Origin of the sequence: Pseudoalteromonas sp. APM04, from assembly GCF_022809815.1 — a bacterium.
Taxonomy (GTDB): Bacteria; Pseudomonadota; Gammaproteobacteria; order Enterobacterales; family Alteromonadaceae; genus Pseudoalteromonas; species Pseudoalteromonas marina.
The window spans coordinates 600,070-622,795 of sequence record NZ_CP094442.1 but is presented as its reverse complement, the minus strand read 5'-3'; the positions used below and the strand labels follow the sequence as shown (position 1 = coordinate 622,795).

Below are 22,726 nucleotides of genomic sequence, written 5' to 3'. Positions count from 1 at the left end.
ATCAAATAACTACCTATCTTACTAACATTGAATATATCTAGATCAACAAATGAATAACGACACATTTAATAAAGATGATGAAATTTACTCAATTTAAACATTTATTTTAATAACACCATTGAACGCCCCGCTCGCTAAATCAGCAAAAATATACATTTAAGTAACTTAATAGCACAATTAACAAACACACCTGTTAATTACATCTGCAATTTAACTATCATTTTGACGAGTCAAATAAACAGCAAATAGATCAAAAATACCGCGCCAATTTTAATATTAATAACTCAATGTAAACAACGTGGCCAAAAAAGGTAAACAACCAAGAAAAACCCCATCTTATTGTCATCATAATTTAAACAAAAGTAACAACTTAAAACACTATAAATAAAATTAATTTCAAACCTTAATACAACAATATAGAGGCTTTCAGAGGGTTTAATCTTATTTACGAGCGTGTAATAATCGTTAGTTCTTTAGCCAAATGTGATGACAATGTTGCTATTTAACTATGCCAATTTTGTTAAGCATTTTTTCATAACAAACACCCATTAGGGAACTCATGAAACATTATTCTTTAATTTCCAACAGCATTAAATGTGCACTACTAACCGCTGCTGCAACAGCGAGTAGCACAGTATTAGCTCAAGATGAGCAAGTAGCAAAAAAAATAGAACGCGTTGAAGTAACAGGCTCACGCATATTACGTGAAGGCGCAATTGCACCGGCACCCGTAACCGTAATCAGTGGCGATCAACTTGTAAATAGTGGCGCTGTTAATATTGGTGAAGCATTAAATAACCTTCCTGCACTGGGTAGCACTTATTCAATGGCTAACTCTGGTCGTTTTATAGGTACTGCAGGTTTAAACATCCTTGATTTACGTAATATGGGAACAGACCGCACACTTGTACTTGTAAACGGTAAACGTCACGTATCAAGCTCTGCGGGCTCTCAATCAGTTGACACTAATACAATTCCAAGCGTATGGATTGAACGTGTTGAAATTATTACTGGTGGCGCCTCTGCTGTATATGGTGCTGACGCCGTAACGGGTGTAGTTAACTTTATTTTAAAAGATAATATTGAAGGTTTAGATGTAAGCCTAACCCGTGGCTTTGCCGACCTAAATAGCTATAACAACAAAAAAGCGACTTTTTCATACGGTTCAAACTTTAATGATGATCGTGGTAATGCAGCTTTTGCAGTAGAGTATTCGTCACAAGAGTCGTTAAATGCTTTAGACCACCCTTGGACTAGCACATCGTTCAGAAGCCTACGTAATCAGGCGCAAACCGATGAAAACAAAGACAGCGCAGACTTTCCAGACAAAATACTAACACCTAACGCTGGTTACTACGCGATCAACAACGCAGGTGTTTATGCATTAGAAAATGGTTACACAAATAGCTTCAACCCAGATAGTACCGCTCGCGACTTATACATTGGTGACAATGTTGACGGCCTTTCATGTGCTAACTGTGACTTTTTTAACCTAGGTCAGTTTGAAGAAATTCAACCTGAGTTTGAACGTTACAACGTAAACTTTAAAGTTAACTACGATGTGACTGATGATTTAAATGCTTACTTCGACGCTAAATATGTAAATAGCCAAGGCGAAAGCATAGGCCAACCTGCGTTTTTCTTTTTTGACAGCGACAACAGCATTAAGCTAGATAACCCATACCTAGACCCAAGCATTAAAGCGCGTATGGAAGAAGAAGGTGTTGAGTCAATCATGGTTAACCGCATGATGACTGACTTAGGCCGCCGCGTTGAAAACAACACCCGTGAAACAACCCGTTTTGTTACAGGCTTACAAGGCACTGTATTTGAAGATTGGGAACTAGATACATCAATCGTATACGGTAAAACAGAATTAGAGCGCGAAAATGGCGCTAACATGATTTTAGCAAACTACTTTAATGCGCTTGATGCCGTTGAAGATGCAAATGGTAATATTGTGTGTCGTAGCGCAGAGGCGCAAGCTGATGGCTGTGTACCTGTTAATATTATGGGCTTTGGCGCACCAAGCCAACAAGCCATTGATTACATAAACACAGTGTCTATTGGCGACTCCACCATTGAGCAAACTGTTGTATCAGCTTCGCTTGCAAACGGCGCTATTTTTGAGCTACCAGCCGGTTATGTAGGTATTGCTTTTGGCGCAGAGTATCGTAAAGAAGAAAGCGAAACGAACGAGCCAGATAACGCAGAAGGTACATTTTTTAACGCACTAGGCGAAGATAAAGGCTCGTTTAACGTGCGTGAAGTGTTTTTTGAAGCTTCAATGCCTATCTTAACTGATTTACCGCTTATTCAAGACTTAGTGTTTGATACCGCGGTACGCCATGCCGATTACAGTACTATTGGCGAAGCAACTAGCTGGAAACTAGGCCTTGATTGGACAGTAAACGACGAGCTACGCGTGCGTGTAACGCAATCTGCTGCCCTTAGAGCGCCTAATATTGGTGAAGTTTTTGGCGCACCTAGCCAAACTTTCTACAGTGTTGACGATCCATGTCGTGCTGAAAACCTAAATGACTTGTCAAACAGCACGACCCGCCGCGCTAACTGTGCCGCATTAGGTGTAGCAAATGATTTTAACTCAGACTACGATTCAGCGTCTTTAAATGGCTTAACAAGCGGTAACCGTGACGTAAAAGGTGAAGAGTCAACAAGTACAACGGTAGGTATTGTTTACCAACCAGAGTTTATTGACAACGCAGTATTAACTATCGATTACTGGGAAATTGAACTTGAAGATGCCATTGATACAATCAGCGCGCAAGATATTCTTGACCGCTGTGTAGACAGCACTACTGGCATCAACAACCAGTACTGTAATTTAATTACGCGCGATGCAAACAGCGAAATTTCGTTAATCCAAAACTCTGTATTAAACGTGGCGGGTCAAAAAGCATCAGGTGTTGATTTCGAACTAGGCTACGATTTTGAAGCCCTAGAAGGTAGCTTTAAAACACGTTTAATTGGTACTTACTTAATTGAACGAAAAGACTACCCTTTCCAAGATGATCCAAGCAACTTTATTGAAGCAGCAGGTACTTCTGGCGAAGCTAAATGGCAAGCAAATCTATCTGTAAGCTACTCAATTGACCGCTTTTTCAGCACTGTTGAAACACGCTTTATTGACGAAGTAGACCTTTATACAAATGTTGAACTTGCTCAAAACTCAAACCCTAATAGCAACATGAGCTACGGTAAATACTTTATTACCGATATGACTGTAGGTTACAACTTCGATAGCGGTGTTGGCGTTAAAGTAGGTGTAGATAACCTATTTAACCGTGAACTACCATACGGTACACGCGGTACAGGCGCCGGTAGCGCAAGCTACGATAACATTGGCCGCTTTGGTTATGTAAGCTTTTCTTACAAGCTTTAATTTAAAGTGAATAATAGGCCAGGCAACGCTTGCCCGGCCTATTTGTTATTTTATATTACTTAGCCAAACACATTGATACGGTTCAAGTTCAATCGTTAACTGCCCTTCCTCTATTGTTTTTCCTGACACTAAGTCAAACCACTGCTGAGTATTAATTAAATTTAAGTCAGCTAATAAAAGTGTTTGCGGTTTATCGCTAATATTAAATACACAAAAAATACTTTGTCTGCGGTCTATACTCTGGCGCCAAAAGCCAAATAATCCACCAGAAAGATGTAACGTAAACTGAGTGGCATTAGGATGGAATGCACGTTGTTTTTTGCGCACACCTAATAAGTTTTTAATTGAAGTGAACACTTTGTGATGATGGCTGTATTTTTCGCCAATTGCGGCTAACAGTTTTGATTCTTGCCAACGATGGCGATTAATTGCCCTGTTGTGTTGCGAGTTTTCAAAACGTTCATAATCGTTGGTTGTGGCAAGTAAACTATGAATATATAAGCCAGGTATCCCCTCAAGCGCGAACATAATGGCATGCGCGCACATAAAACGCTCAAAGCCAAATTTGTCAGGCCCATTATGTGTTCCTTGCATTGCATCAAATAACGCAATATTTAACTCATATGGTGTATGGGTGCCATCGTTACTGGTTCGCATTGAAACGCGACCACCAAATTGCATGGTTGTACTGACCAGCGACGCCACTTCAGTTGGCTGCAATAATCCCTCAATTGGACGAAGCCCTATACCATCATGAGACGCAATAAAATTAAAGTATGCGGTACCGTTTTGCGCAGGTGGCATGCTCATCATCCAATGCTTGAGTGCCGAACTATCACCACTTAATAAGGTATGCAGTAGTAACGGAGGTAAAGCAAAGTTATAAATAGCATGCGCTTCATTGGCATTACCAAAATACGACAGGTTTTCTTGGTTTGGTATATTTGTCTCAGTGATGATCACCACACTTGGCTCAACATGCTCAATAAGTGTGCGCATTAGCCTAACGGCTTCGTGGGTTTGTGCCAGATTAATACAACTTGTATTAAGTTGTTTCCACAAAAACGCCACTGCATCGAGCCTAAAAAGCCTCACACCGTTATCTAAATAATGACGAATAATGCCTACAAACTCTTTCAAAACTTCCGGGTTTGCAAAATCAAAGTCAACTTGATCATGGCTAAACGTACACCATACATGCTTTTCACCACTGGGAGTTGTTACTGTATTGAGTAAAGACGATGTGCGCGGACGCACAACTTGGCTTAAATCATCGCTTAAGCTTGCAGTTTTAAAGTAATCTTTGCCGGGGTGTAAATCATTTAAAAAATTTTCAAACCAAACACTTCGGCTAGAGCAATGGTTAATAACTAAGTCAGCCATTAGCTTTACATCTTTAGCAATGCGTTTTATGTCTTCCCAATCACCTAACGACTCGTTGACTTGCACGTAGTTCATCACCGCAAACCCCTCGTCAGAGCTATACGGGTAAAAAGGTAAAATATGCAGGGCGTTAATTTGCATATCGCACTGCTCTTTTATAAATCGATGCAAGGTTTTTAGTGGTGCTTCGATTGGGTTTGCTACCGCAAACTCAGTGTCGTCGTGCTTTATAATCGAATCACCATAAGCAATCAGTACAATGTCTTGCTCATCCCATCGGTTAGTGTGTGGAGTTGGGTCGCGAAGTGGACTGTCACCTAAAATAATTTTAATGAGTTGCTGTGCAAACTCTGCTATCGATATAGGCAGCTCAACATCTTGGTAAATAATGTGTAGGTGCTGCTCTACTCGCTGTAAAAATAATTCATTCACTGTACTCACACGCGACTCCTTTAACCGTTTTTATATTTATTTTTTTAACTTAACTGTATTCTTCGTTATCGAGCTCTACCGCCTCTTTTAAACGTTCAAATACATCAGGCATAGCCGATACCACTCGGTTCCAACTTGGCACAAATGGCGCTTCCATTGGGTTATCTAAAAAGTGTTGGCCTGCTTCCATAATGTTTTGTGCAAACATTTCTACGGCTTTTTCTTCTTGGTGAACATCCAGTGTTAGTCCGTTCATAAGCGCATCATTGTGGTAGGTTTCAATAAAATCTAAGCCAATTCGGTAGTACGTTGCTTTTAATGAACGAATTGTTTCGCTAGTAAATGTCACCCCTTGCGTAGCGAGTTTTCTAAATAATGCCTTGGTAATATCAATCGACATTTTAGACAAACCGGCACTTTGATCGTCAAGCGACAACGCTTGATGTTTGTGATCGTAGTTATCGGCAATATCTACTTGGCATAAACGGTTATGCGAATAGTTTCGATACATTTCACTTAATACGCCTATTTCAAGCCCCCAGTCACTTGGAATACGAATATCGTTTAATACGTCGCGCCTAAACGAAAACTCACCCGCTAATGGGTACCTAAACGAATCCATATATTCAAGGTAGTCTGTATTACCTAAAATGGTTTTAAATGAGCGTAACAAAGGTGTGACTAATAAACGCGATACGCGCCCATTAATTTTGCCGTTGGCTGTACGCGGGTAAAATCCTTTACAAAACTCGTAGTTAAAACGAGGGTGTGCAACCGGATAAATAAGACGTGCAAGTAAGCTTCTATCATAGGTTAAAATATCGCAGTCATGAAGCGCTATAGACTCAACCTCGGCGGTCGCGAGCTTGTAGCCCATGCAATACCAAACGTTACGCCCTTTTCCCAGCTCTCTTGGTGCAACGCCTAATTCTTGAAGCTCTTTATCAAGTGCTTGCAAGCGTGGGCCGTCGTTCCACAACACTTTGTGATTTTGGTTTAACTCTTTAAAAAAACCAAGTGCATGGCGGTATTGCTGCTCATCGGCCCTATCTAAGCCAATTGTTATTTGCGACAAATACGGTACTTCTCTTAACTCTTTTATTATATTTTGTAGTGCAGGACCTTCTAGCTCACTAAATAAAGAAGGAAGAATTAGTCCCATAGGGCGTTGTTTACTAAAGCTTATTAGCTCTTCTTCTAGTGCTTCAATCGGTCTATCTGCAATATTGTGTAAAGTCGTGATAATGCCATTTTGATAAAAATCAGCCATGTGATTTTTGCTCCTCAATAGTATTTAAAATGCTGCTAATGCTTGGCAATGTTGTTATTTCTTCAACCCAGCCCTGCGGCGCGGGCGATTGAGAATAACGTGCCTTGTTATGCGATAATTTAACCGGCTTTTTACTGCTTGGGTTATTGATGATGATGGCGATATCAGCGTGTTCTAACATCTGCTTATCGTTGTCGCTATCACCTAGGGCTATTACTGTGAGAGGCTTTCTAAAATGTTGAGTAAATTGTTTAACTAACCACTGCTGCGCAGCGCTTTTATCTGTATTTTTAGCAATATGAATAAATCGGCCACCTATCTTTATTTCGTAGCCAAGTGCTGTTACGTCATTTACAAAGGTATCGAGTAATTCATCACTGCCATACCAGTACAAAGGATCGGAGTAATCGCGTGTTTGAGCGCGCCTAGCTTGCGCATTGTTTAATCCGGTAAGCTCGCTTATTTGCTCGCTGCTTAACTCACTAAATAATTTATAGTGTGCTTTATATTGTGCATCTAATGAGTCTAAATCACTTAACAAGCTTGATAGCGGAGACGCTAAGGCGTAACACCAATAACCTGCCACTTCTTTACAGCCTATTGGCTTAAGCTCAAAATAGTTTTGCGGTATAAATACTGCTGCGCCATTTTCAACAATAAAAGGTTGCTGAATGTTTAACTCGTTTTTTATTTCAACCACTTCGCAAAATGTTTTGCTGGTATTAAATACCACAGGAATGTGTGCGCTTTGTAACTGCTGAAGTAGCTCACTTACATTGTTTGTGTTGTAATCTGTATGGTCGAGTAAAGTACCGTCTAAGTCAGTAAAAATAATAGGCTGTAAGGTATCATCACTTGTTAAGTGCATGCTTACTATGTCTCGATTGCTATCAAGCTCAATGAGTGCGTTTGCTTTGCGACTCAATGTATTTAAGTTTTCACGCGTTATACGCTCAAAGTGAGAAATAAAATAAACTAACTGCTCGTCTGTCATCGTGCCTGTACCAACACCACTTTTCGCTATTAGCTTTTGTTCTTGCTCTTTTCGCCACGTAAAAACATCTGAAAAGCTAGGCGCTTTGAGCATAATTTTATAATCTATTTTATTAAAAATAGATTTATATTCGTTTGCTAAGCAGCTATTTATACAACGACGCCACACACCTTCTTTATCATTTAATTGTTCTAATTCATTCAGTGGCTCGCTTAGTGAAAATAGCGGCTGTGGCTCGCTTCCTACACACCACCCTTCTAAAAAAACAATATCAACAGGGGCTACATTTTTAACCCAATCTTGCTCTGCAACGCAGTCGTCTTGGTGTTTGTTAAAACGTGGTAATGCTATGCCCACCTCACCGGCTAATAACTGAGTAATTGTTTTATTCATCAGGTCGGTATCGTGTGTACCGGGTACGCCACGTGTTACAAATAAAAGATGTACGTCTTGAGCTAGTTGCTTACGGCTTTCTTTACCTAGATAAAAATCGTCGATTGATAAAGCGACCGTATTTAACGACGTATTGTTGCTAAACCACGTGACTAAAAAGTCTGCAAGGGTTGTTTTGCCGGAGCCTTGGCAACCATTAATGCCAACAAAAATAGGAGTTGATGATTTTTTTGATTCGAGAATGTCATGCGCAAGAGGTACAAAGTACTGCTCACTTAAATATTGATACTTTAAAGGCAGTTGATGCTTTGCTAAAAACGGGGTTATATCCACAATATTGGCCTCTGACATAGTAACTCCTTAAATACATAGTGTTCAGAGTACTAAATGCAGGGACTAGACCAACATTATTTTTATAACCTTTTTAATAGGTTATAAAAAAGGCGCGTTTAAAACGCGCCAAATTGGTGCAAATATTTTAACTAATGTTCAAAGTTAAGCAGCGGTTTGCTCTACTTTGGGGAGTACTAAATTAAGCACTATACCTAAAACGGCACACAAGCTAACGCCCTCTAAACTAAATTGACTGCTGCCTATGTGCATTCCGCCAATGCCACACACTAAAATAAGGGCAACAATACTTAAGTTACGGGGCGCTGTTAAATCATCACCCGACTTAACCAACGTATTGAGTCCAACGACCGCAATCGAACCAAATAATAAAATCATAATACCGCCCATCACAGGCACCGGTATGGTTTGTAACCCAGCCCCCATTTTTGCAATAAATGCCAGAGCAATAGCAATAATAGCGGTCCACATCATTACTTTTGGATTAAAGTTTTTAGTTAGCATTACCGCGCCAGTCACCTCTGAGTACGTGGTGTTTGGCGGGCCTCCAAATAACGATGCTGCAGACGTTGCTAATCCATCACCAAACAAAGTACGGTGCAGACCTGGCTTTTTTAAAAAGTCTTTTTTAGTCACTTGGCTTATAGCCATCATATCGCCTATATGCTCAATAGCTGGCGCAATGGCCACAGGCACCATAAACAAAATAGCCTGCCATTTAAACTCTGGCAGTGTAAAGTTTGGAATAGCAAACCAATGTGCATTACTTACCGCATCAAACTGTACTACCCCCAACGCAAGCGATAAACCATAGCCCGATATTACGCCTGCCAATATAGGAATTAACTTAAATACTCCTTTACCCCACACGGCAAAAATAAGCGTTACCACAAGTGAAAACATGGAAATTAAAATAGCACTGTTGTAATCAATAAGCTGAACGCTGCCATCACCTGTTTTACCCATTGCCATATTAACTGCAACAGGCGCAAGCGCTAAACCTATCACCATAATAACGGGGCCAACAACAACCGGTGGTAAAATTTTATGAAGAGTCGCCACACCTTTAAATTTAACTAACAAACCTAACAACATATAAGCAACACCAGCGGCCATTAATCCGCCCATCGTAGCGGGTACGCCCCACATTTGTGCACCTGCAATAATGGGAGCTATAAACGCAAACGAAGAGGCTAAAAATATTGGTACCTGCCCTTTAGTCACTAATTGAAATAGTAATGTGCCAACACCTGCAGTAAATAGCGCCACACTAGGATCGAGTCCCGTTAATAACGGCACCAGTACCAATGCACCAAATGCAACAAATAGCATTTGTGCGCCGGTTAAAATTGTTTTAATTGAAAACGTTGCGTTACTTTTCACTACACACTCCTAAATTTAAACATTGCTTTTTGCAGTTATAAAGTAATAAACAAACACGAAAAAGGCCTTCCTCAGAAAGCCTCTTTAATGATTGCGTTGCCCATAACGCGAAACACAATTAACGCTAATTAATGACGACTACACCGTACCAAATATTTTATCACCCGCATCACCTAAACCAGGCACTATATATCCTTTCTCGTTTAAGTGGCTATCTACCGCTGCGGTAAATATTTCTACATCAGGGTGAGCTGCTAACGTTTTTTCTACCCCTTCAGGGGCTGCAACTAACACTATAACTTTGATTTCTTTACAGCCCGCTTTTTTTAACATGTCTATTGTGGCAATCATCGAGCCACCTGTTGCAAGCATCGGGTCAATAACCAAGCTAAGACGTTGTTCAATGTTACCAACCAACTTCTCAAAATAAGGAATTGGCTCAAGCGTTTCTTCGTTGCGTTGAAGGCCAACTACACTCACTTTAGCCGCAGGCAACAACTGCATAACACCATCCATCATACCTAAACCTGCACGTAAGATAGGCACCACTGTAATTTTTTTGCCTTTAATATGCTGTACGTTAAGTTTGTTACCGTCCCAACTAGTTATTTCATTGTCTTCAAGGGGAATATTTTTCGTTGCTTCGTACGTTAATAATGTGCCAACTTCTGAGCACAGCTCACGAAAGCTTTTAGTGCTAATGCCGAAAGCGCGCATTAAACCTAATTTATGTTGAACAAGTGGATGAGTAATAACGTGAATAGCCATGATGAAAACCTACTTAGACAATAATTAGCGATATTTTATATTAAAAATGATCATTTGACCTGTAGTTTTAAACCAATTCTCATACATTGTGCGCAAATATATGTGTTTGTTTGATATTTATGCACAACACAATTGTAAAAGTTCAGCTGTTGGTTTCAAACCAACTAACAACTTGGTCATGCATATAACTATTTATTTTGTAATGCTCTGGGCTCCAGCCGGCTAAAAAGCGATAAAAATCAGCCCAAGCAGCAGGCCACAACGCTTTCCATTCCTTTGTTACCGCTTGAGCAGGTATATTAGGCTGATACTGAGTTAGCGCATGTTCTAACTCATAAAAATAATAGGTAAGTTCGCTTGTTGCATGAGCATGTAATTCTTCACAGCTATAGCAGCTCGTCATAAAATACATAACATCGACTATACCAACGCCAGCGCCTGTGTACTGAAAGTCGTAACCACGTATCTCATTATTTGAATTAACGGCAAAATTGGCCACTTTAGCATCGCCATGTAGTAACGTTTTATACTTAGGGTGTTCTAGCTGATAAGCTATTTTTTTAGCTGCCACTTTTATATCTAACTGGTTATCAGGGTTTGATACAAGCGCGTTAAATTCATCTGGCCGGGTATTTAAATGCCAATAACACCCTTGCTCCCACAAATCATCATGTTGCTTATTTAAATTAAACGCATGAAAGTGAGCAAGCCACTTTAATATTGGCTTTATATGCAACGAGCTGGCTTGCGTAAACCCAAACTGAGTAAAATTTTTAAACACCAGCGCATACTCATCGCCACAATTAATAGCACTCACACATTCAATACTGTTTGCTGTCTTAGGTAAATGCTGGCTGTAATGCTTATAAAAATTATATTCAACATTATAAGACTGCTGCTTTCTTTTTAATGCAAATTTGCTTTGCTTGATTTTTGGATGGTTTATGTGGCTGGGTATTCTAATCGCCTTAATAACACAAGACACATTATCAAGCCTGCACTCAATAATACTGCCACACCCGCTCCAAAGCGAAGTAAGTGTTGCACCTATTTCAATATGTTTAAAGTGAGGCTGTAATAAAGGAAGGTAAAATGCCATAGCTGTAATAAGTAATTAATTTTTTGTAGTTTAGCATTAGACGGTATTATTAGTGAAAGTACTTAATTAAACCCAATGCTTTAACAAGCCCACAGCTTTTATTTTTAAATGGCACCCATTTTTAATTTTTTAGTTGTACTTCTCGCTGTCGCATATACATGGCATCTATAATCGAAAAAAGTGCCTTAACATCAATGGTGCTTCCTTGAGATTTAATGCCCCCATCTTTTCCTATTAAAGTAACGGTATTGTTTTTGAGTTGATATTGCTGCCTAACATTTAACATGAACGACTCGGATAACCGACCAGAATAGTTAGTTAAAGCCTCACTTTCTTTCAAAATAAACCAAACTATGTGTCGGTCATTAATCCCTTCTGAACTGTGTTTCATTAGGCTTAATACGTGCTCAGTATCTGTAGGTTTATTTAATATAATCAGGCGATTTTCCCATCGTAAACTGGATAAGTCATTCAATGGAATACTTTCACTAGCATTCGAAAACACGCTGAATACGAGTAATAGAAGGTATTTGAGATATTTCATAACATAGCCTAAAAATAGAGTTTATAAGTAAAATACGTTCTATTTGGCTTTGCGGTTTTGCTTATTTTACTTTTTAGCGTTTATTGCTGTAGAGTATTTGTATGGGTATCGTTGTTGTTTTTGTTTTAACCCGCTTAAAGTGCAAAATTTATAATAAGTGTCTTGTTAATCTTTCCCATAGTCACTTGTTAGCAGTTTATGCTACCAGCCTCTAAGCTGATATTTTTAATAAAAACAAACCTAACCCACCAAATAATGTTAGAAAAACCACCAACATAATTATTAACGTTTTAGATTCACCTAGAGATTGCATTAACCCCATTTCAGAAGGTAATACTTGCTCAGGTAAACTTGGATCTTTAATTTTATTATTTTGCTTTCTATCCATGATACAAACCCCATAAAAGACTAATATTACTAACACTTGGCTTAAGCGGCGAAAATGCTCTTTATTTTTGTTCGTTTTAAGCGTTTGTTATACACCTTCCACCAATTTCAAGACAGACTTAATTGCTTTAAAAGTGAATTCGGGATCTTGAATTGGCAAATTATGACCTACTTTGTCTGTGACAATATGAGTTGATATTGAGTTATTTGAAATAAGTTCTTGGTGTAGTGCTCTCCAAGCAATTTTTCCTTTCTCACTGTGTCCAATCCACCAATCCGATTCCCCTATTTGAGACGAGGTGACTATTACGGTTGGAACGTTATGAGTAGGTTGTGAAGGGAAAAGTACGTTATTAGTGTAGATATCCTGTAGAATTTGCCATTCAGATTGATTTTTTAATATCGAATTAAGTCTGGCATTGTCATTTTTGGCCTTTTCTGGGTCAATTGCTTCGAGCTCTTTTTGAAAAAGCTCATGACTAGGATCTAGTAAGACCAAACCGGAAACTCTATCCACAAAATTGTGAGCAAAGTTTCTTGCATGAAAACCACCAAATGAGTGACCAACAAATATTAAATTATCTTGTGCATTTAGCTGAAACAGAAGTTTTTCTAAGCGCACTAAAGAGCGTTCTAAACTGACTTTAGATGAAGCACTAGATGAGCCATTTCCAGCGCGTGAGTAAATGATTACTCTAGAATTTAGTCTATCAGCAAATGGTAAAAAAGAGTCCCAATAGTTGACGCCCATGCCAACACCCGACTCAAAAACAAAAGTGTACTTTCCCTTCCCAAAGTCCAAATATTCAATTGAAAGATCGTCCACCTGAATTTGTTTGGTTTGTCCAAGAGCAGAAAATGAAATTGAAAAAATCAGAGCTACAATATATCGAAACAACCGCTTAATTCTCCGTAGTGTATAACGCCCATTTAAGGGGCAAAATAGAGTTGGCTAAAATAGGTGAACGGAGTGAACAAAACAGCCAGCTTTATTTTGTCCCTCTTGAAATTCTTGTTAAGTGCCCGTTCTTATTCATACCAAGAACGAGTATCGACCTCTAAAGCATTCTCATTTACAGAGATGTCATCGGGATTCGTTATACAGGCGTCAACGGGGATATAAAATGGGAAGTCATTTGAGATTTCGCAGAAGTCATCACCTTTTCCGTACTCTTGGGTAATATAAATTGTTCCCTCAACCCCTATCGTGATTCCGTTCTCTTCCAAGTATTCGATTTCCATTTTCTCTGGAGAAACCTGTTCTACTATCACTCTGTGGGCCAGAATAGATAACTCATCGGGACACGAGTTAATTACAGCATCAAATACTTTATCTTGAATGCCATACTCTAAGCTTTGTGTAACCATGCTTTCCAATGAATCTAGCTCTTCAATGACTTCCTGAGAGCGTTGAATGATAAACTTCATATCAGTGTAAAACTTTTGAGGACAAGCTCTGAAGTGTTTAGCAGTGATATGGGTATATTTATTAAAAAAGTTAAACTCTTTCAAATAGTCTTTAATGCTCTGATTAAGATCTTCAATCGTAGGATCGTCCAGATAAGCATCAGACAAAAAACCTTGCGCGCAAAACTTGAGTTTCTGTCGTCTTGTAACATTAAATTTGTCACTTTCTTTTTCGTACCAACAAGCCTTTTCGACCTCTTTATCTGGTGCACGCCTGTTTAATACTTGAAGAACTAATTCTCTCATAGAAAAAGCAAAATTATGAAAACGCAATGGGTTTCCATGAGAGCAGTAATTTCTCAAACTACATAAGAACAACTCCCTTTCGAAATCGGTCTTTAACAGTTTCTCAAATTCAATTATGAAAGAGTGATTCAGTAACTTTTTTAACTTCATAGTTTAAATAAAACACCTTAGGGCATTTAACTTTTAAATAAGGGGCGCAGACAATCCGAACGAAGTGAGCAGCCCACGTGTGTGCGTCCCAACGAACGAAGTGAGTGACTTAATTTTTTTGTTATGTGCCATTTACTACAAAACGTGAATGTCATTTATGGTGGCACTAAACTCATTGTTATTGACTCGAAAAAACTCGAACTCCGGGGTGCAAAAAGCTATATCGGTATTCTCGATTTTAAATTTTGATTCGCTACCATAATAGTCAAAAACAGCATCTCTTATTTCCTTTTTACCCCAGCGAGTACCGTAATTGTTAGGGACGGTTACCAAATTAAGAGCTTGATCAAAATCATTCTGAGACAGGTGACAAAGCCATTTTTGACAGTATGCTTTTAACTCAGATTCAATATTTGGGTTTAACAGTTTGAGCATGACCGTCCTTAGGCACATAGACATAATGACTCCCACACGGTGTTAGCCTCCGCTTTCGTGGGTTAGCTTAATTCAAAGCCAGAGCCATAATTAGTTTGTCAATTAACTAAACAGCAGAGGCTAACATGAATAAACATAGCATACTTTTTATCGGTCTTGATACACATAAAGAATTCAATGAAGTTGCCTATATTGAAGAACATAGAGGTGCGCAACCTGTTCATCTTGGCCGAGTTTCGTCTTCCAAAATGGCCGTTCAAAAGCTTGTTCGCCAGTTCGAATCGAAATACCCTGGCGCAACACTTCATTTTGTTTATGAAGCTGGCCCATGTGGTTATTGGATTTACCGATTAATTACCAGCCTTGGCCATTGCTGTTATGTGGTTGCACCTTCTCTTATTCCTAAAAAACCTGGTGAGAAAATTAAAACCGATAAACGTGATGCCCTTAAGCTTGCTAAATTACTTAAGTCTGAAGATTTAACACCTATCTATGTTCCTGAGCCTGAAGATGAAGCTGTACGTGATTTATCTCGTGCACGCGAAGTAGCCATGAAGGATTTAAAAGATGCCAAATATCAATTAAAGGCGCTGCTGCTTCGCAATAATATTAATTACAAAGGCACTGCGAATTGGTCACAAAAACATTTACGTTGGCTCACTGAGCTTGTGTTGCCACACCCCGCTCAGCACATCGTCTTACAAGAATTTTTACACACAATTACCGAACGAATAAGCCGACTTGAGCGGCTAGATAATGAACTAACACACCACGTTCACCAGTGGCGTTATTATCCTGTAGTAAAAGCAATACAAGCTATGCGTGGTGTCCGTTTGTTGGTCGCCACTGGCGTTGTTGCTGAGCTTGGCGATTTATCGCGTTTCGACCATCCCCGCAAATTAATGAGTTATCTCGGTCTTGTACCCAGTGAACACTCGAGTGGTGGCAAACGCCATATTGGCGCCATCACAAAATGCGGGAACGGCCGAGCAAGGCGCCTTCTTGTGGAAGGTGCACATACTTATCGCTATGCAGCAAATATATCCACAGATATGCAAAAACGACAAGAAGGTTTACCAAAGGACATTATTGATATTGCGTGGAAAGCACAGATTAGGCTCTGCAAACGCTATAAAAAAATGATAGCCAAAGGGAAACACTACAATCTGGTTGTTACCGCCATTGCCCGAGAAATGATTGCGTACATATGGGCTATTGCAAGAGAAGTGGTGCTTACGCCAGTGAATAAAAAACTTAGATTGGCAAGAGTACCCGCATGATAAAAGAATTAGAGTTAATGCATGGGATCAAGCATCGGGTGTGGCACAACCACCGACGGCGTTAGGATGGCAATGCAGCTAACGCTGCATTGAACCACGAACATAGACTGAAGACAGGTGCCACGACGAAATAAGTAAGGTCTGCTCTGTTACTAGAAATAGTAATAACCAACGAATATCAGCAAGATAACCGACGACATTACTTGCTTCATCCTATGTATTAACTCGCTCTAATTCGAGCTAAAATAATTATGGCTTAAAAAGTTAGGCAAGGATCAGTGCGTTTAACTTGACAATGGGAGTCATACCAACGCCTCATTCAGAGGCAATAAAGTAGTTGGTTAAAATAAGCGAGGCACGAGCAAAAGCCAACTTTTTTTTTGTCCTGCTGAAATGACTTATAGTTCGACCAAGCCACTTAATTTAAAAGTAACTGACTATTATATTAAGTGGAATATGCTTCTGTTGGTTACGAATATTGAATGACGAACATCCAATGTTTTTAACAAGACGTTCGAGCCAACAGAGCACCTCGATTTCAAAACGCATACTCAGGGATTGCCGACCAAGACTATCTATAAGACCTGCGAGAAACGAGATTTAAGCACATTCCGTCCTTAACTTTAACCGTAGGCGCTATAAAATGAAAGCATATAACGTTGATAATTTTGCTGCACTCATTGGCATTGATTGGGCCGATAAAAAACATGATATTTGTGAGCATCCAACAAGCACTAATAAATATCATTACACCGTTGTTAAACACAGACCTGAAGCGTTGCATGAATGGGCTATGGATATTAAACAGCGTTATCCAGACCAGAAAATAGCGATTGTTTGCGAACTTAAAAAAGGCCCGCTTATTTATGCATTAGCTAAATACGACCACCTTACTTTATTCACCGTTAATCCTTGTGCTGTTGCTAAATATCGCCAGGCTTTTACGCCCAGTGGCGCAAAAGATGACCCATCAGATGCCTTTCTGCAAGTTGAAATTCTTAAGTTACACATGGATAAGCTCTCTGTCATTGAGCCCGAGTCAGCAGCTATGCGAACGCTGTCTCAGCTTGTTGAATATCGCCGAAGTTTAGTGCAAGACAGTGTCGATTTATCCAATAAAATAACGGCGACATTAAAGAATTATTACCCGCAGGCACTTGAATGGTTTAAAGAAAAGGACACGTATATATTCTGCGACTTCATTCAGAAATGGCCATCACTCACTGCGGTTAAAAAAGCAAGAAAACAGACCTTACTCGACTTTTTTGAGAGTCATAATTCACACTATTGCACGGTTAATAATGCACGACTAGACAGTATTAAAAATGCGATGCCATTAACTCTGGACGAAGGAGTAATTGTACCTAATCAAATGCTCGTTGAAGTGCTTATCACGCAATTTAAAGTGTTATTAAAGGGCATTGAAAAGCTCGATAAAGCAATAAAATCGGCTTATAAAGCCCAGCAGGATAAAAAGATATTTGATAGCTTACCCGGCGCAGGTCCACAACTCGCCCCACGTTTACTTGTTGCTTTTGGGAGTAATCGTGCGCGTTACAATGATGCTGCAGAACTTCAAAAGTACGCTGGTATAGCGCCTGTTATTGAGCGCAGTGGTCAAAAAATGTGGACGCATTGGCGTTATAGTTGCCCCACTTTTTTAAGGCAAACATTTGTAGAATGGGCAGGCTTTTCTATTCGTTATTCATTTTGGGCTAAAGCGTATTATGAGCAACAAAAAGCCAAGGGTAAGCCGCATAACAGCATTATTAGATCACTGGCATTTAAATGGATAAGGATTGTATTTAGGTGTTGGAAAACGAATACACCCTACGATGAATCGACGTATTTAGCAGCATTGAAACGCAGAGGCTCACCACTTTTAAAATTTGCAATTAATAGCTAAATTTTACTAGTCGTCCACCTCAGGGCGTGTTGTTAGGCTTCAACTTCTACAGCCTCATTTTTTGTTCTTAATTTCCTTAAGTATGCCCCCCAAAAAGCTCCAGATAATAGAAACAAGGTGGTTTGAAAGATTGATTGAACTTGAAAATAATTAACACTTGGATCTATTTCGATATTCTGGGCCTTTACATTCTCAACAGCTACTTTAGCTGCGTTAATATCTCCAGAAATACCGGCATAAACTGAAACAAGTGAAATAAGTAATGCCGTAGATATTATTGAAATAGCACCCCATGCAAGAAACACATAGTTACTATCTATTAAGTCTTGATTATCCTTAACATAACAAATCAGAATACCTAACATTATTGCGGAAATTAACAGGTCAAATATATCCCAATAGCCTGAAGTTACTAGAAAAGAAACAATTACTGTAGATGAACCTAAAACTAGTAGATGCTTGTTGTGTTTATCGATTTCAGACACGATACCTCCTTGATGCCTAACGCCCTAATAACAGGCAAAAATTGTTTGCTAAAATGTTGAGGAACGAAAACAGCAAACTGTTTTTTGTGATCTTCACCCGATAAAGTGGACACCGTCCACGTTTCAATTAACTGCCGATTCAAACTCGGCAGGTGATTTATATCCTAAACTCGAATGCAATCGCTGTCTATTGTAAAAGTAATTTAGGTAAACCTTTAATTTTGATAATAGTTTACCGCTACTCTCAAATTTATTTCCTCGAATTAAGTCTGCTTTAAGCGAATGAAAGAACGACTCGACTTCTGCGTTGTCAGTACAACACCCAGGCCTATTCATACTGGCTTTGATGTTTTTGCTAGCCAAATACTTTTGTACAACGTGAGCACGGTATTCTGCACCTCGGTCAGTGTGAAATAATACACTTTCTGTTGGCTGTCGTTTTTTTATCGCAAGCCTTAGCGCCTTTAACGTAAGCTCCGTTGTTTTGTTTTTACCAAACGCCCAGCCGATTACTCGACGTGAATATAAGTCGATAACCACTGCAAGGTAATGCCAACGAGCCCCGACTTTTAAATACGTAATATCGCCAGACCACTGTTGGTTGATTGCTGTGGCCTTTTCACTATCTTTGCGTTTATTTTCTATCTCTTTATAAAAGAACTTAACCTTCGCCGGTTTACTGTAAGTCTTAAGCGCCCTAGCTCTTAAACCGTTTTCTCGCATTAAGCGGGCAACACGTTTTTGGCTTGTGTTTACACCTTCTTTTTTTAGCGCATGAAATACGCGTGGGCTACCATAGGTTTGATGATTGACATTGAAGACGTGTTTTATCTTCAGCAACAAATTAGCATCTGACAGCGCTCTAGCTGACACTGTACGCTCACGCCAAGCATAGAACCCACTACGCGACACATTAAGCCAAGAACACAAGTATTTGACGCCTAAGGCTTGTCCGAACTTTTGGATGAATCCAAATCGTTCTGATGTACTTCCGCCAGATACCGTTGCCACTTTTTTAGCAGGTCATTCTCCTGCTTGAGACGCTCATTTTCTTTCTTAAGCTTTTGAATGTTATCCAGCTCTTTTTTTGTTGGGAGTTTACTCATTGTTTTGTTGTTGCTTTGATGGCGCGGCGTGTTTTTAAACTTACCTTCTCGATACTCTTTTCGCCAACGACTAAGCATTAACGGATGAATATCCAGCGCCTCGGCAACGTCCTTTGACATGACATCGTCTCGTAAGCTTAGTTCGACTGCTTTGATTTTGAAATTAACGGGGTAAAACCAAGTCTTTCTAGGTTGGGTATATCTAGGCATGTTAGCCTCCTCAAAGTGATGAGGAGGTGTCCACTAAAACGGGTGAGGAGCATTGTCCTTGTTTATTAGCTTGTTAGGTAACAAATTACACCTTACCTAGCTTTGTGGCAAATTCTAAAGTACTTCTATCATTTGCCCACGTATTAAGTTTTACAAAAGACTCTTCAAGTAACTCATATAAATCCGTTTTGAAGTCATCAATTTTCAAAGCCTTTATGGGAGTTTCGTGCTTCCAGAAACGTTCATTAGCTTTATCTTCAGATGCACACAACCATAAATTAAAATATCCACCAGTTTCAGATGAAAGGTAAAGCTGAATTAAGCATCTAACGTTAGTGCCCCAAACAATTGAGCGCTCAGGACAATCTTTCTGATTTTTTGTAATTATTAAACTGTGTTTATTAGCAAATTTTTCGAAGATAGGATCTAGTTCTAAAAGAGGTTTTTCTAATTGATTGAAATCCATAATATAAATTAAACGCTATACGTTCCTTGTTACCTAACATTTTAGTATTTATGCGACACGCTGTTTGTGTTGCATAATCGCTTGTTGGACTGAGCCGCTACCTGCTCGGTGTGTCAGAGTTGGTGTTGTTTATGCTATGGGAATTTGCTTTTTGGAGGCTCTCACTTTCCTAGCTGATTTAATCAGCTAGGAAAGTGTTATGTAAGCTTTCCCTGCATTGCTCAGCGCTTATTATGTATTCATTACACCTAAATTTGCCTTAATAAGCAATTATATTTTTTACACGTACAGAGGCCGCTAGCCTGAGCAGTTAAGCAGGTTAACTAATTGATTTTAAGCAGCTACCTAGCTGCTAACTCGTTCGCTCTACTTTGGTCGTTGTTTCATATAACTTGAATACGCCAATTAATCGCATGATACCTACCTTACAATGCTGGCAAGGCCAATGCGGTATCAGTGTTACGTTTTCTGTCTTTAGCTTCTCCACTTTACCTATGTGTGATTCTTGTGACCTTATTAATGCTAACTTTCGCTTGCGACATGCATTAGCTAAAAAACCATAGTGACGAATGCGCATAAACCCTTTGGGCAATACATGTTGTAAGTAACGCCGTAAAAATTCATCACAGCTCAGTGTCATTACTTTATCGCGGTTGTTATCTGCATAATCGCGGTATTTAAAGCTCACTGACTGCTCATTCGCTGACACTAATCGCGATTCTGACATCACGCCTTTTCGTGTATAACGAGCAAGGTAACTAACTAGCTTTTCACTGTACGTTAAACAGGCTTTGCTATACACGCACCATTTGGTTGGCGTGTTTATCTTCGCGAATGAACCATCGCCTTCATTGAGCGCCGCCAGCATTTTACCTCTAAAGACTGTTGATAACGCTTTTACGGGGTATAAATAGCCTTTTTCTATTTCATGCCAGTGCGTTTTTTCAAGTGCACCTGCGGGTATCAAACAATGCAAGTGGATATGCTGACTTAAGTTTTGCCCCCATGTATGCAGTACGCTTGTCATGCCTAACTGACCATGCCTCTTTCGTTTCGCAAATTTACACAGCGTTTGCCATGCGGCTTTAAATAAACACTGGTACAACGCGTTTGGGTTATAGTGCGCAATGATATTCAACTCATGGGGGAGCGTAAAAACAAGGTGGAAATACCGACACGGTAATAAATCCTCTTGCTGCCTTTGCACCCACTTAGCCGTAGCCATGCCTTGGCAACGTGGACAATGACGGTCTCGACAGCTACATCCAATCTTTTGTGACTCACCACAGTTATCACATTGCCATGCTTGGTAACCGAGCTGACCTGTTCTGCATGATTGAAGATGCTGACAGACACGCAGTTGTTGATAGCTCATCGTATGATGCTGGCGATAATTCTCAAGATTCGAGTTTAAAATATCAGCGAGGTGTAAAGCGCTCATTGTTTACCCCAGCTCGCAAGCAAATCAATGCCGCCATGACCTAACTCTGGTAACCAATGTAAGTAACTTTGTGTGGTTTTAATATCACTGTGACCAAGCTGATGTTGCAGTTGATGAAGTGGCATACCTGATTCAAGTTGGTGTGTTGCATAAGCATGGCGTAAAGCATGTGGATTACAGTGCTTTAAGCCACACGCTTGTGCATGTTTTCTCAATGGCTTTCTGAAACTTGAGGGTGACATGGGTTTATCCATTAACCATCGTGAATAAAACATCCAGCCTGTTGGGTGGTACATTTTCCAGTAACTGCGTAATTGGTTTAGTACGCTATCTGAAACTACAACATAACGCGATTTATCTCCTTTACCTTGTTCAATTAAAATGGTTTTACGCTGGCCATCGATGTCTTGCACTTTGATACGTAACAATTCGCCAATACGTAAGCCACACCCATAGCACACCATAATCAATGTTTTTAAGCGCATATCGGTGCAACTCTCTATAAGCCGTCGCATGTCATCGCGCGATAAATACGTGGGTGCACGCAGTTTTACTTTTGGCAGTGTAATATCTAAGTTCAATGGCCGGTGTAAAATATTCTTAAACAAGAACCAAATACTGTTTATCTGTATTTTTTGACTCGATCTGGAAAGTTCACGAATCGCAGGATCGTTAAAAAAGGCGTTAATCTCGTCATCAGTAATCGAATCGAGTGGTTTATTAAAATAATGACTGAGTTTTAGTAAATGTTCACAGTAGCTTTTACAGGTACTTTGCGAATAACCACGATAGGCTATTTCAGTTTTGACTTGTTCAATGAGTGTATTCATGACTTACCTCCAAGTTATGGGATAACCCCAAGGTAAGTGTGGCTCAAATGGTCAGAATAGGATCTCCGCGTAGCGGCTTAGTTCAACATGTTTATAGCGAGCTAATCGCGCGTATTTCTACCACAGCGTAGCTCGTTTTCTTATTGGTTTATTATTAACAAACTTGCCAACTAATTGCCAGTGTTATTAAAATTCACCCGCGCGCGTTTTCTTCTTAGTATAAAACGAGCGAATGGGTCGTTTTCTTGACTATGCGAGCGACGAAGCCATGGCTGTGCATATATACAGCGCTAATTT

General features: G+C 39.6%; 19 protein-coding genes. 3 read left to right on the top strand and 16 right to left on the bottom strand.

The window, feature by feature from the left end; genetic code table 11:
• Nucleotides 1-559 precede the first annotated feature (559 nt).
• Nucleotides 560-3,403, top strand: coding sequence for a TonB-dependent receptor (locus tag MTP24_RS18645; RefSeq protein WP_243534072.1), 2,844 nt, complete (start codon nucleotides 560-562; stop codon nucleotides 3,401-3,403).
• A gap of 45 nt (nucleotides 3,404-3,448) precedes the next feature.
• Here MTP24_RS18645 and MTP24_RS18640 read toward each other — a convergent pair whose 3' ends face one another.
• The 11 genes from MTP24_RS18640 to MTP24_RS18590 form a co-directional block, all read right to left on the bottom strand.
• A complete protein-coding gene (locus tag MTP24_RS18640; RefSeq protein ID WP_243534070.1) occupies nucleotides 3,449-5,227 on the bottom strand; it encodes a sugar phosphorylase in 1,779 nt (592 codons plus the stop codon).
• 40 nt (nucleotides 5,228-5,267) lie between these two features.
• A complete protein-coding gene (locus MTP24_RS18635; RefSeq protein ID WP_006791735.1) occupies nucleotides 5,268-6,488 on the bottom strand; it encodes a hypothetical protein in 1,221 nt (406 codons plus the stop codon).
• On the bottom strand, nucleotides 6,481-8,226 hold the full coding sequence (locus MTP24_RS18630) for an HAD-IIB family hydrolase (protein WP_243534068.1): 1,746 nt from the start codon (nucleotides 8,224-8,226) through the stop codon (nucleotides 6,481-6,483). Before MTP24_RS18630 ends, MTP24_RS18635 begins: the two co-directional genes overlap by 8 nt.
• A gap of 144 nt (nucleotides 8,227-8,370) precedes the next feature.
• Entirely contained in the window at nucleotides 8,371-9,609 is a 1,239-nt protein-coding gene (locus MTP24_RS18625) for a uracil-xanthine permease family protein (RefSeq protein WP_008127951.1), read from the bottom strand.
• A gap of 138 nt (nucleotides 9,610-9,747) precedes the next feature.
• A complete protein-coding gene (upp, locus tag MTP24_RS18620) occupies nucleotides 9,748-10,377 on the bottom strand; it encodes a uracil phosphoribosyltransferase (RefSeq protein ID WP_006791732.1) in 630 nt (209 codons plus the stop codon).
• A gap of 142 nt (nucleotides 10,378-10,519) precedes the next feature.
• On the bottom strand, nucleotides 10,520-11,476 hold the full coding sequence (locus MTP24_RS18615; RefSeq protein ID WP_243534066.1) for a kinase: 957 nt from the start codon (nucleotides 11,474-11,476) through the stop codon (nucleotides 10,520-10,522).
• 121 nt (nucleotides 11,477-11,597) lie between these two features.
• Complete coding sequence (locus MTP24_RS18610) at nucleotides 11,598-12,020, bottom strand: DUF4174 domain-containing protein (protein ID WP_243534064.1); 423 nt, start codon at nucleotides 12,018-12,020, stop codon at nucleotides 11,598-11,600.
• Between the two features lie 211 nt (nucleotides 12,021-12,231).
• On the bottom strand, nucleotides 12,232-12,408 hold the full coding sequence (locus MTP24_RS18605) for a hypothetical protein (RefSeq protein WP_243534061.1): 177 nt from the start codon (nucleotides 12,406-12,408) through the stop codon (nucleotides 12,232-12,234).
• Between the two features lie 87 nt (nucleotides 12,409-12,495).
• The gene (locus MTP24_RS18600) at nucleotides 12,496-13,305 is read right to left on the bottom strand and encodes an alpha/beta hydrolase (RefSeq protein WP_243534059.1); all 810 of its coding nucleotides are present in this window, start codon (nucleotides 13,303-13,305) and stop codon (nucleotides 12,496-12,498) included.
• Between the two features lie 131 nt (nucleotides 13,306-13,436).
• The gene (locus tag MTP24_RS18595; protein ID WP_243534057.1) at nucleotides 13,437-14,270 is read right to left on the bottom strand and encodes a hypothetical protein; all 834 of its coding nucleotides are present in this window, start codon (nucleotides 14,268-14,270) and stop codon (nucleotides 13,437-13,439) included.
• A 135-nt stretch (nucleotides 14,271-14,405) separates the two neighbouring features.
• The gene (locus MTP24_RS18590) at nucleotides 14,406-14,705 is read right to left on the bottom strand and encodes a hypothetical protein (RefSeq protein WP_243534055.1); all 300 of its coding nucleotides are present in this window, start codon (nucleotides 14,703-14,705) and stop codon (nucleotides 14,406-14,408) included.
• A gap of 125 nt (nucleotides 14,706-14,830) precedes the next feature.
• Between MTP24_RS18590 and MTP24_RS18585 the strand changes: the two genes are divergently transcribed.
• Nucleotides 14,831-15,985, top strand: a complete 1,155-nt coding sequence (locus MTP24_RS18585) for an IS110 family transposase (protein ID WP_138740772.1) — start codon at nucleotides 14,831-14,833, stop codon at nucleotides 15,983-15,985.
• A gap of 643 nt (nucleotides 15,986-16,628) precedes the next feature.
• A complete protein-coding gene (locus MTP24_RS18580) occupies nucleotides 16,629-17,891 on the top strand; it encodes an IS110 family transposase (protein WP_243531257.1) in 1,263 nt (420 codons plus the stop codon).
• Nucleotides 17,892-17,923: 32 nt separating this feature from the next.
• On the opposite strand, the gene MTP24_RS18575 is transcribed toward MTP24_RS18580, so the two are convergent.
• The 5 genes from MTP24_RS18575 to MTP24_RS18555 form a co-directional block, all read right to left on the bottom strand.
• The gene (locus MTP24_RS18575) at nucleotides 17,924-18,376 is read right to left on the bottom strand and encodes a hypothetical protein (RefSeq protein ID WP_243534053.1); all 453 of its coding nucleotides are present in this window, start codon (nucleotides 18,374-18,376) and stop codon (nucleotides 17,924-17,926) included.
• 123 nt (nucleotides 18,377-18,499) lie between these two features.
• A protein-coding gene (locus tag MTP24_RS18570; protein WP_086007403.1) for an IS3 family transposase occupies nucleotides 18,500-19,692 on the bottom strand; the annotation gives its coding sequence in 2 pieces (ribosomal slippage) (nucleotides 18,500-19,384 and nucleotides 19,387-19,692; 1,191 coding nt in all).
• 85 nt (nucleotides 19,693-19,777) lie between these two features.
• Nucleotides 19,778-20,158, bottom strand: coding sequence for a hypothetical protein (locus MTP24_RS18565; RefSeq protein ID WP_243534051.1), 381 nt, complete (start codon nucleotides 20,156-20,158; stop codon nucleotides 19,778-19,780).
• 352 nt (nucleotides 20,159-20,510) lie between these two features.
• Nucleotides 20,511-21,599, bottom strand: a complete 1,089-nt coding sequence (locus tag MTP24_RS18560) for an IS91 family transposase (RefSeq protein ID WP_243533907.1) — start codon at nucleotides 21,597-21,599, stop codon at nucleotides 20,511-20,513.
• Nucleotides 21,596-22,429: a tyrosine-type recombinase/integrase gene (locus tag MTP24_RS18555; protein ID WP_243533905.1), complete on the bottom strand. Its 834-nt coding sequence runs from the start codon at nucleotides 22,427-22,429 to the stop codon at nucleotides 21,596-21,598. Before MTP24_RS18555 ends, MTP24_RS18560 begins: the two co-directional genes overlap by 4 nt.
• Nucleotides 22,430-22,726: the final 297 nt, after the last annotated feature.

What these genes read in the sequence shown, in the direction of transcription:
- MTP24_RS18645 (WP_243534072.1), top strand. Translation starts at nt 560, where the DNA reads ATGAAACATTATTCTTTAATTTCCAACAGCATTAAATGTGCACTACTA.
- MTP24_RS18635 (WP_006791735.1), bottom strand. Translation starts at nt 6,488, where the DNA reads ATGGCTGATTTTTATCAAAATGGCATTATCACGACTTTACACAATATT.
- MTP24_RS18630 (WP_243534068.1), bottom strand. Translation starts at nt 8,226, where the DNA reads ATGTCAGAGGCCAATATTGTGGATATAACCCCGTTTTTAGCAAAGCAT.
- upp (WP_006791732.1), bottom strand. Translation starts at nt 10,377, where the DNA reads ATGGCTATTCACGTTATTACTCATCCACTTGTTCAACATAAATTAGGT.
- MTP24_RS18615 (WP_243534066.1), bottom strand. Translation starts at nt 11,476, where the DNA reads ATGGCATTTTACCTTCCTTTATTACAGCCTCACTTTAAACATATTGAA.
- MTP24_RS18610 (WP_243534064.1), bottom strand. Translation starts at nt 12,020, where the DNA reads ATGAAATATCTCAAATACCTTCTATTACTCGTATTCAGCGTGTTTTCG.
- MTP24_RS18605 (WP_243534061.1), bottom strand. Translation starts at nt 12,408, where the DNA reads ATGGATAGAAAGCAAAATAATAAAATTAAAGATCCAAGTTTACCTGAG.
- MTP24_RS18595 (WP_243534057.1), bottom strand. Translation starts at nt 14,270, where the DNA reads ATGAAGTTAAAAAAGTTACTGAATCACTCTTTCATAATTGAATTTGAG.
- MTP24_RS18590 (WP_243534055.1), bottom strand. Translation starts at nt 14,705, where the DNA reads ATGCTCAAACTGTTAAACCCAAATATTGAATCTGAGTTAAAAGCATAC.
- MTP24_RS18585 (WP_138740772.1), top strand. Translation starts at nt 14,831, where the DNA reads ATGAATAAACATAGCATACTTTTTATCGGTCTTGATACACATAAAGAA.
- MTP24_RS18580 (WP_243531257.1), top strand. Translation starts at nt 16,629, where the DNA reads ATGAAAGCATATAACGTTGATAATTTTGCTGCACTCATTGGCATTGAT.
- MTP24_RS18565 (WP_243534051.1), bottom strand. Translation starts at nt 20,158, where the DNA reads ATGGATTTCAATCAATTAGAAAAACCTCTTTTAGAACTAGATCCTATC.
- MTP24_RS18560 (WP_243533907.1), bottom strand. Translation starts at nt 21,599, where the DNA reads ATGAGCGCTTTACACCTCGCTGATATTTTAAACTCGAATCTTGAGAAT.
- MTP24_RS18555 (WP_243533905.1), bottom strand. Translation starts at nt 22,429, where the DNA reads ATGAATACACTCATTGAACAAGTCAAAACTGAAATAGCCTATCGTGGT.